Raw genomic sequence first — 9,056 nt, 5'->3', positions numbered from 1 at the left:
GTTACCCCGCCAACTAGCTAATCAGACGCAAGCCCCTCTCAAACCCATAAATGTTTACCCAAAAAACCAGGTGACTCCTTGGGACCGTGCGGGTTTACCCCAGCTTTCGCCGGGCTATCCCCCAGTTTGAGGCAGGTTGCTTACGCGTTACGCACCCGTTTGCCACTGACCTTGCGGCCCGTTCGACTTGCATGTATTAGGCCTGCCGCTAGCGTTCATCCTGAGCCAGGATCAAACTCTCCATCGTAAATAATTGTGTGAAAGACTAGCTTTCACTGTGTTTTTAGCCTTATTTAGTGCTAACCTGTTGATGTCAATACGTCAAAGAACTGTCTCTCTGTTCGAGATTGTGGCCAACCGTTGTTGGCCTTCCTTATATTTGGGAGTGCAAAGGTACGGCACTCTTTTTGTTTTGTCAAGAAAAAGTTGAAAAAATATTTTTAACAACTTTTCGATTTCCCGTTTGTAATTGACTGATTGAACAGCAGTTATCTATTCTAACTGTGCCCTTTCCATCGATTTGGGAGTGCAAAATTATGCTTTTAAATTTCTTTGCGCAAGCCTTATTCAAAACTTTTTTAAAAAATTTATTCCTCCTGTAAAAAAGGATACCCGTAGTGTTTTGGCGATACAAACGTCTCCTTAATCGTTCTGGCTGAAACCCAGCGATATAGATTAAGCGCAGATCCTGCTTTGTCATTTGTTCCCGATGCTCTGGCTCCTCCGAAAGGTTGTTGCCCTACCACGGCTCCAGTAGGCTTATCATTGATATAAAAGTTTCCAGCAGCGTTTTGTAGTTTTTGTGTAACCTCCTCTATAATGTATCTGTCCCGAGCGAAAATAGATCCCGTCAGAGCATAGGGCGATGTAGAGTTAACCGTTTGAATAATTGCCTCAAATTCGGTTGGGTCATACACACATACTGTTAAAACCGGGCCAAATATCTCCTCACACATCGTCCGGTACGTCGGATTGGATACGCGTAACACAGTCGGTTCAATAAAATAGCCTTTTGTGCCGTCATAATTTCCTCCTGCAACAATCTCTACTTCATTGTTTTGTTTTGCTTCGTCTATATATGCGGTTATTTTTTTGAAAGCACGTTCATCTATGACCGCATTGATAAAATTCGAAAAGTCTTCCGTACCTCCAATCTTCAATTCGCCTATAAACTCTTTCATCTTGACCTCAATTTGTGGCCAGAGTGTGGCTGGTATGTAGGCTCGCGAAGCCGCTGAACATTTCTGTCCCTGAAATTCAAACGCTCCCCGGACGAGTCCGGTTGCTACTTCATCCACATTGGCTGATTCATGGACCAACACAAAATCTTTTCCACCTGTTTCTCCCACAATTCGTGGATAACTTTTGTATTTGTGGATATTGTTGCCAATAGTTGCCCATATTTTCTGAAAAACGGCTGTACTACCTGTGAAGTGGATACCTGCAAAATCTGGATGATTAAAAATAACCTCCCCTGCTACTGGACCATCAACATAAATCAGATTTATTACCCCATCTGGTAATCCGGCCTCCTGCAGTACCTCCATAATCACCTTTGCTGATAATATCTGTGTATAAGCAGGTTTCCATACAACCGTATTCCCCATCATGGCCGCCGAAGTTGGTAGGTTTCCGGCAATTGCTGTGAAGTTGAAAGGGGTTAATGCAAACACAAACCCTTCGAGTGGTCTATATTCCTGCCGGTTCCATACTCCGGGCGATGCGTTCGGTTGTTGCCGATATATCTCATCAGCAAAATATACGTTGAATCGTAGGAAGTCGATTAATTCACAGGCAGAATCAATTTCGGCCTGATAGGCATTTTTCGATTGCCCAAGCATAGTAGCTGCATTGATTCGTGCTCGGTAGGGACCAGCGATTAAATCGGCTGCTTTAAGAAAAATTCCAGCCCGACTTTCCCACGATAATTTAGCCCATGATTGCTTTGCCTGCAACGCTGCATCAATTGCCTGCTTAACGTGTTCTGCCTCACCTTCATAAAAATACCCTAAGGTATGTTGATGATCATGCGGGGGCGAAACTCTTAACTTACGTTCAGTTCGCACTTCCTGGCCACCTATATACATGGGTATATCGGTCTCTACTCCCCGAAAATCCTGTAAAGCTCTTTTAAGGTCTTCTCGTTCAGACGATCCTGGCCGATATTCCTTAACGGGTTCATTTGTTGGTACTGGAATATTAAAAATACCAAAAGACATGGGTACTAAGTTGGACGGAACGCCGGCCCGATTTGGAGTACTGGGAATTATAGTTTAGTGATTACCAATACTCGTTTGGTTATGAAGTGTTTTCGACAAAGGTATGGATTGCTTAAGTTATCCACATTATCAAAATGGTTTTCCACATTTCAATAGTTCCTTTTCAATTCATTGGTCTGATTTCCCGTACTTTGTATCCTCAATTTGATAAGTTATATGCGCTTTTATAGTACAAACAGCCCATCTGTGACTGTATCAGTCGAAGAGGCTCTCTTTCATAGTATGCCTGCCGACAAAGGGCTATATATGCCAACCCCATTGCCTCAATTGGGAGCTGGCTATTTCAATGACATAGCCAATCAATCTTTGGCCGATATTGGTTTCGCTCTTAGCCAGACTCTTTTAGGCAATGAAATCAGTAAGGCTGACCTGGAGGAGTTAACGCATAAAGCATTTCCGTTTGAGACTCCAGTTGTTGAGTTAGAACTTGGTAAAATTGGTGTTTTAGAGCTTTTTCATGGTCCTTCTTTAGCGTTTAAAGACGTTGGCGCTCGCTATATGGCCGCTCTTATGTCTTATTTTTCGAAGCGAAATGACAAGGAGGTAAATATACTTGTAGCTACGTCTGGTGATACAGGTGGAGCAGTGGCTATGGGTTTTCATAATGTACCAGGTATTCGGGTGTCTATTTTATATCCCAGCGGTCGGGTCAGTGATTTGCAGGAAAAGCAGTTGACTACTTTAGGTGGTAATGTACAGGCATTTGAAGTTGACGGTTCATTTGATGATTGCCAGGCCATTGTAAAACAGGCTTTTGTCGATACTGAACTTAATAGCCAGCTTGCTTTATCATCGGCAAATTCGATCAATATTTTCCGGCTTATCCCACAGAGTTTTTATTACGTCAGCGCATATGGTCAAGTAAAGAAATGGGGAAAACCTGTAGTGTTTTCGACACCTAGTGGCAACTTTGGCAATCTAAGCGCTGGTGTACTGGTTCAGCAAATGGGCTTACCAGTCGATCATTTTGTAGCTGCTACGAATCTGAATCATGTGGTTCCTTCTTATCTCGAATCAGGCTCTTATTCTCCCAAAGCTTCAATTGCTACCCTTTCTAATGCAATGGATGTGGGCAATCCAAGCAATTTTGTCCGATTGAAGCACTTGTATGGCGAACGTTATGAACAGTTGAAATCCCACGTGTCGGGCTACTTTTTCGACGATGACCAAACGAGGGCTGGCATGAAACGCATACATGAGCTTTACGATTATGTGGCCTGCCCACACACAGCCATCGGTATATTGGGGTTGCAGGCCTATTTAAACGCTTCTGGAAAGGACGTACTTGGGGTATCGCTGGCTACTGCTCATCCATCGAAATTCAAACCCTTGGTTGAACAAGTTTTAGAATTCCCAGTCGAAGTTCCTGAACGCCTAGCAATACTTTCACATCGAACTAAGCACAGTATGCTTATTCCTGCTGATTATGAAGCTTTTAAAGAATCATTTTTACAAACAGTGGCTTAATAATTATCCACAAATACACTTACTTATCCACAAAAAAAGCCCAAGCTAATAAGTTCGGGCTTTTTTTGTGGATAAGTACTAATATGCTAGTTCACAGTATCGCCACGTAAAACTCTAAATCGTTTACGTGCTTCGGCTCCATAAATACTCCCTGGATATTGTGTCAAAACTTTCTGGTAAGTTTCCATAGCGGCCTGTTTATCTTTCAGGCGCTCCTCGTATATTTTTCCCTGAGTGAACATGGCATCATCCCCTAATATATCGTTTGGGTATTTTGCCGTGATTTGCTTGAGATCTTCAAGTGCCTCAGAATTTTTACCCTGCTTCAAATAGGTGTTTGCCCTCAGCCAAAGTACTTCATCTGCTATTGTATGTTCTGAATATTTAGCCCACATTTTATTTAAGGCATCGATGGCTTCATCCGTTTTATTTTGAAAAAGCATCAGATCGATGTCAGCATATTCTCGCATTGCAGCTTCGGTACTATCCATTCCTGTGTTATCCACAATCAACAGGCTTAATTGCTCTGCATCATTGGCAATTTCTCGGGATGTTGCCAGTTTCAAAACATCTAACAAATCTTTGGCAACAGCGAAACTGCCCTTGTAATATTGAAGTTTCGCATTTTTCAATTTTGCCTCATACCCCAGCAGTTCTTCCTTTTGCGACTTTTCGACTTGTGAATAAAGTAAAGTCGATTCCCAGGGCTCCCCTTTCAGAAGATATATATCCCCTTTATCGAGCTTACAACGGTCTACAAAATTTCGATCCGTCTTCCCCAGATCGATAGCCAGATCCAATACCGTTAAGGCTGTATCTTTACTGTCTAGGTAATTCCCGTATAGATTGGCGGTACTCCGAAGTGCTTCCAGTGTCTTAACATTGGTGCCTATTTCCTGAAGCATTCGCTGATAATCACCGATTAATTTACGAATCTCTGTTTTATCAACTGGGTACGTGTTTTTTACCTGTTCTTCTCGTGCATTAATGACCAACCGACGGGCAAATGGATAGAGTTGCCCTTGTGGATAGGTGGTTGTAACGTACTCAAATGCTTCGGCTGCAGTTTTGTACTCTTTGTTATTCATTGCCAGCATTCCCAAATCATACACTCGGCTCCCGTTTAGTTTCAGGCGTTTGTCAGTTGCTTTCTCCTGTAAAAGTGCCCGGCTAAATTTTTGCTTCTGGACAAAATACCATATCAAGAGTTCATTATAAGCCAGTTCGTTTGGTTCCTGCTGAATTCGCGTATACAACGCCTTTTCGACCAATGGTTCTTCCTTTGTGTTCAGGTAGCCCTGGAGAGCCGCTAACACCGATTCTTTTTTATCAGCTTGCTTGCTCGTTGTAATAACCTCCTCTATTGCTTTTTCTGTTTGACCAGTGGACTTGTATAGCGCCATTAAATCTTCACTGTAAGCCGTTTGCGACTTACTGACCTCACGGGCCGTTTCAAGTGCTTTAATCGCCCAGCGGGCCTCTCCTGCTTCGTTAAAGGCTACTGCAATCTTTTCCAGCTTGGTTAGCGATGATTTACTGGATTGTAAGGCAGCCGAAAACTGGTTCTTAGCCTGAGTCGTATCACCCTGTTGTGTAGCAATCTGTCCCGTCAACAGTTCATAGTACGCTTTGTTCCCTTCGTCGCTTCGCTGTTGCTTGCGCAGGTACTTTAACGCATCATCTGTTTTGTTACTTTTTTGGAGACTATATATATATCGTGCTAATCGCTCCCACGTTACTTCGGTCTTCAATAATTTGGCATACTCGTTCGCTGCCTTTTCGAATTCGCCGGCTTTGTAGTACTCTTCTGCCAACACTCCTCCTCCTTGTCCCCAGGCCAGCCCAACCGACAACAACCATAGGAATGCGATAATGACTTTTGACCTTATTAACATTTTATAAAATACCTTTTTAATTAAACGTTATTATAACCATTAGCTATGTGGATATGTGAACAAATAAGTTGTCCACTCCTGAAGATACACATTGTGGATAAAAACCTTATGATATCCACAAGCTTTTCTTTAATTATCCACATATAAGTAGCTCATATTTAAGATAATAACATTTTATCCACAATATGTGTGTTCATATTCTGTGGATTTGTGCATAAAATTTATACACAATTTTGACTGGGGAAAGCGTGTGGAATTACTTGTGATATGTTGGCATTTCTCCACAGAATTGGCCATCTGAAAATGGTCTGTGGATTACCTGTTAACTCATCCACATAAGAACGACAGCTTATAAACAAGTTTTCCACGCTCCTGGTTAATTTATGCACATAGTTATGCACATCAAATTTTAACTTTTTTAATTTTGAATAGACCTTTTCCTTAGCGACAAAATGTAGAGGAATCTTGGACTGTATGTACAATTATTATGCCTTCTTGAATAGATATATTAGGCTCGAGTAATTTCCGGTCCGTTTGGCTTCTATGTTTGACGAAAGCCCTACCCGGACACTTTTCAGATAATCCGTCTTTCCTGTCTGATACCGTGTGCTAAGCATAGCGATATAAAATGCATCAAATAGCATAGGTTTCGTGTCCACTAAATCAAACCCATGTTTCTTGAACAAAGACGTTATGGTTGTAGGTGTAAAATGGTGTAGGTGCCTTGGTACATCGTAGGCTGCCCAATATTGTTTAAAATAGCTAGCATCATACGATTCTGAATTTGGAACAGCTATCAGTAACGTTCCGTTTGGGGTTAATAATTGATTTAACCGATCCAGTGTTTCAGACAGGTTTGGAATATGTTCGAGTACATGCCAAAGTGTAATTATATCAGCAACCGCCATTCCTACTAAATCGTTAAGGCTTGGTTGAATGGTTGCTTTTAATTTTTCAACTGCCATTTTTCTAGCGTCACTATCAGGTTCCATTCCCAAGATTGTCCATCCTCCTTCCCGGCAACTTTCTAAAAACGCACCTGTACCACAACCTATATCCAACACATGGCCAGGTTTTTTATTTACCTCGTTGATCAATTGAAGCTTGGATCGGAGCGTGTATTTTCGTACGACTCTGTATGCTGTGTTTATTAAACCGCTACTATTATCATTATGCGAGACATATTGGTCCGATTTGTAATAGTTGCCAATTGAGCTTGAGTCTGGTCGAGGGTTGGTCAGCCGGAACTTACACTGCTGGCACTGTTGTATTTCAAAATCCTGATGGCTCACCAGATAATCTTTACAGACTAAAAATGGAATGAACGTTGTGCTGCCGCAGTTTGGGCAATGAGTTACCGTTTCCAAGGAATATGATGTAATGCGATTAGAAAAAATAATCTGGCTCCCATTCGTAGATGGGTAGCCAGATTTATGTGCATTTATCGGCCCATATACACGAGCAATATTGACACATCAGATGGACTTACTCCACTTATTCTTGATGCCTGACCTATTGTTGCGGGACGTAATCGTTTCAGTTTTTCTCTACCTTCGTAAGAGAGGGCTTTCAATCGGTCATAATCGAATGCGGAATTTATCGATAGATTCTCCCACTTATCGAGCTTTTCGGCATTCTGTTTTTCCCGGTTGAGGTAGTCTTCGTACTTAATTTCTATAACGGTTTGTTCGATTACCTCCTCCCCTACCCCACCAGGCCCATCCGGAATTAATTGTAGAAGGTGATTTACATCGTTTAAATCAACTTCGGGTCGTTTCAAAAGCGTGTACAGACTGCTTTTTTCTCTTAAAGTTGAACTTCCTTTAGATTCCAGCCACCCATTGATATCTTCAGGTTTAAGCTTTGTTACTCGTATTGATTCTGTTAGATCTGATACATCTTTACGTTTTTGAACCATTGCATCATACCGTTCCTGTGATGCTAAACCAATTTCATAGCCTTTTTCGGTCAGTCGTAAATCAGCATTGTCCTGGCGAAGAAGTGTACGATACTCCGCTCTGGAAGTAAACATTCTGTACGGTTCTTCGGTCCCTTTGGTAATCAAATCATCGATCAAAACTCCTATATAGCCCTCCGATCGTTTAATTGTAAATTCAGATTCTTCTACTGCATTTCGATGCGCATTTATTCCAGCCATTAAACCCTGGCAGGCTGCTTCTTCATAGCCAGTCGTTCCATTTATTTGTCCGGCGAAAAAGAGGTTTTTTACCAACTGAGTTTCCAGAGTAGGTTTCAATTGGGTTGGTGGGAAGAAATCATACTCAACTGCATACCCAGGCCGAAACATACGTACGTTTTCAAAACCAGGTATTTTACTCAGTGCGTTGTATTGCACATCTTCAGGCAATGAGGTAGAAAACCCATTCACATATACCTCGACCGTATCCCATCCTTCTGGTTCTACGAAGATTTGATGTCTGTCTTTATCAGCAAACCGATTTATTTTGTCCTCTACTGACGGACAATATCTTGGCCCAAGTCCTTTAATACGTCCAGTAAACATGGGTGATTTTTCAAAACCCGTTTTCAATTCATCATGTACAGCCTGATTAGTGTATGTGATCCAGCAGCTACGTTGTGTAGTAAGCGTTGGTGTATTTGTATATGAAAATTTGCCTGGCTTCTCGTCGCCAAGTTGCTCTTCCATTTTGGAATAATCCAGGCTTCGCCCATCAACTCTAGGCGGTGTTCCGGTTTTCATTCTGCCTGATTCAAAGCCCAGGCTGACCAATTGCTCGGTTAATCCTGTGGCAGACCGTTCGGCTGTTCGCCCTCCACCAAACACTTTTTCGCCAATGAACATACGGCCGTTTAGAAATGTACCATTGGTTAATACGACGGATTTGGCTTTAAATTCAATACCCAGATTAGTTTTTACGCCTACAACCCGACCGTCTTTTACTATAACTTCATTTACTGTATCCTGCCAGAAATCAATATTTCTGTTATTTTCCAACGCTTTTCGCCACTCCCACGCGAATACATTTCGGTCGCTCTGGCAGCGTGGGCTCCACATGGCTGGTCCCTTCGAACGATTAAGCATTCTGAATTGAATCATGCTTTTATCGCTGATTATTCCCGATAAACCACCTAGTGCATCTACTTCTCGTACAATTTGCCCTTTAGCAACCCCACCCATGGCAGGGTTGCAAGACATTTGTGCGATGGTTTGCATATTCATTGTAATTAATAATACGCTAGAACCCATAGTTGCGGCTGCACTCGCTGCTTCACAACCTGCATGGCCCGCTCCTACTACAATGACATCGTATGATGAATACATTTTAAACAGTTTTTGAAAAATGTTTCACGTGGAAACTTTTGCAAAATTGATGAAAGTTCGCTGAAAGTTAAAACTTGATGTATAGCCAACAAAAAACCGCTGACCTTTGTG

The 9,056-nt window shown here is 42.0% G+C and carries 5 protein-coding genes and 1 rRNA gene; 1 reads left to right on the top strand and 5 read right to left on the bottom strand.

Features of this window, described 5'->3' with window-relative positions; translation table 11 throughout:
• Together B153_RS0111120 and pruA are read right to left on the bottom strand one after the other, a co-directional pair.
• A 16S ribosomal RNA gene (locus B153_RS0111120) occupies positions 1-247 on the bottom strand; the annotation flags it as partial.
• A 340-nt stretch (positions 248-587) separates the two neighbouring features.
• Positions 588-2,219 carry an L-glutamate gamma-semialdehyde dehydrogenase gene (gene pruA, locus B153_RS0111115; RefSeq protein WP_020596782.1) on the bottom strand — a complete coding sequence of 544 codons (1,632 nt, stop codon included), beginning with the start codon at positions 2,217-2,219 and terminating at the stop codon, positions 588-590.
• A gap of 216 nt (positions 2,220-2,435) precedes the next feature.
• Here pruA and thrC point away from each other — a divergent pair, with 216 nt between their 5' ends.
• On the top strand, positions 2,436-3,746 hold the full coding sequence (gene thrC, locus B153_RS0111110) for a threonine synthase (RefSeq protein WP_026262068.1): 1,311 nt from the start codon (positions 2,436-2,438) through the stop codon (positions 3,744-3,746).
• Positions 3,747-3,832: 86 nt separating this feature from the next.
• Here thrC and B153_RS0111105 read toward each other — a convergent pair whose 3' ends face one another.
• The 3 genes from B153_RS0111105 to mnmG all read right to left on the bottom strand — a co-directional run bounded on the left by B153_RS0111105 (position 3,833) and on the right by mnmG (position 8,945).
• Positions 3,833-5,641: a tetratricopeptide repeat protein gene (locus B153_RS0111105; protein ID WP_026262067.1), complete on the bottom strand. Its 1,809-nt coding sequence runs from the start codon at positions 5,639-5,641 to the stop codon at positions 3,833-3,835.
• Positions 5,642-6,126: 485 nt separating this feature from the next.
• Complete coding sequence (locus tag B153_RS0111100) at positions 6,127-6,933, bottom strand: class I SAM-dependent methyltransferase (protein WP_281167733.1); 807 nt, start codon at positions 6,931-6,933, stop codon at positions 6,127-6,129.
• 149 nt (positions 6,934-7,082) lie between these two features.
• The gene (gene mnmG, locus B153_RS0111095; protein ID WP_020596778.1) at positions 7,083-8,945 is read right to left on the bottom strand and encodes a tRNA uridine-5-carboxymethylaminomethyl(34) synthesis enzyme MnmG; all 1,863 of its coding nucleotides are present in this window, start codon (positions 8,943-8,945) and stop codon (positions 7,083-7,085) included.
• Positions 8,946-9,056: the final 111 nt, after the last annotated feature.

Source organism: Spirosoma panaciterrae DSM 21099, assembly GCF_000374025.1.
GTDB classification, from domain to species: domain Bacteria; phylum Bacteroidota; class Bacteroidia; order Cytophagales; family Spirosomataceae; genus Spirosoma; species Spirosoma panaciterrae.
This window is presented reverse-complemented; position numbering and strand designations above follow the sequence as displayed.

Excerpts from the sequence above, each read along its gene's own strand:
- mnmG (WP_020596778.1), bottom strand. The coding sequence starts at position 8,945 with ATGTATTCATCATACGATGTCATTGTAGTAGGAGCGGGCCATGCAGGT.
- thrC (WP_026262068.1), top strand. The coding sequence starts at position 2,436 with ATGCGCTTTTATAGTACAAACAGCCCATCTGTGACTGTATCAGTCGAA.
- pruA (WP_020596782.1), bottom strand. The coding sequence starts at position 2,219 with ATGTCTTTTGGTATTTTTAATATTCCAGTACCAACAAATGAACCCGTT.
- B153_RS0111105 (WP_026262067.1), bottom strand. The coding sequence starts at position 5,641 with ATGTTAATAAGGTCAAAAGTCATTATCGCATTCCTATGGTTGTTGTCG.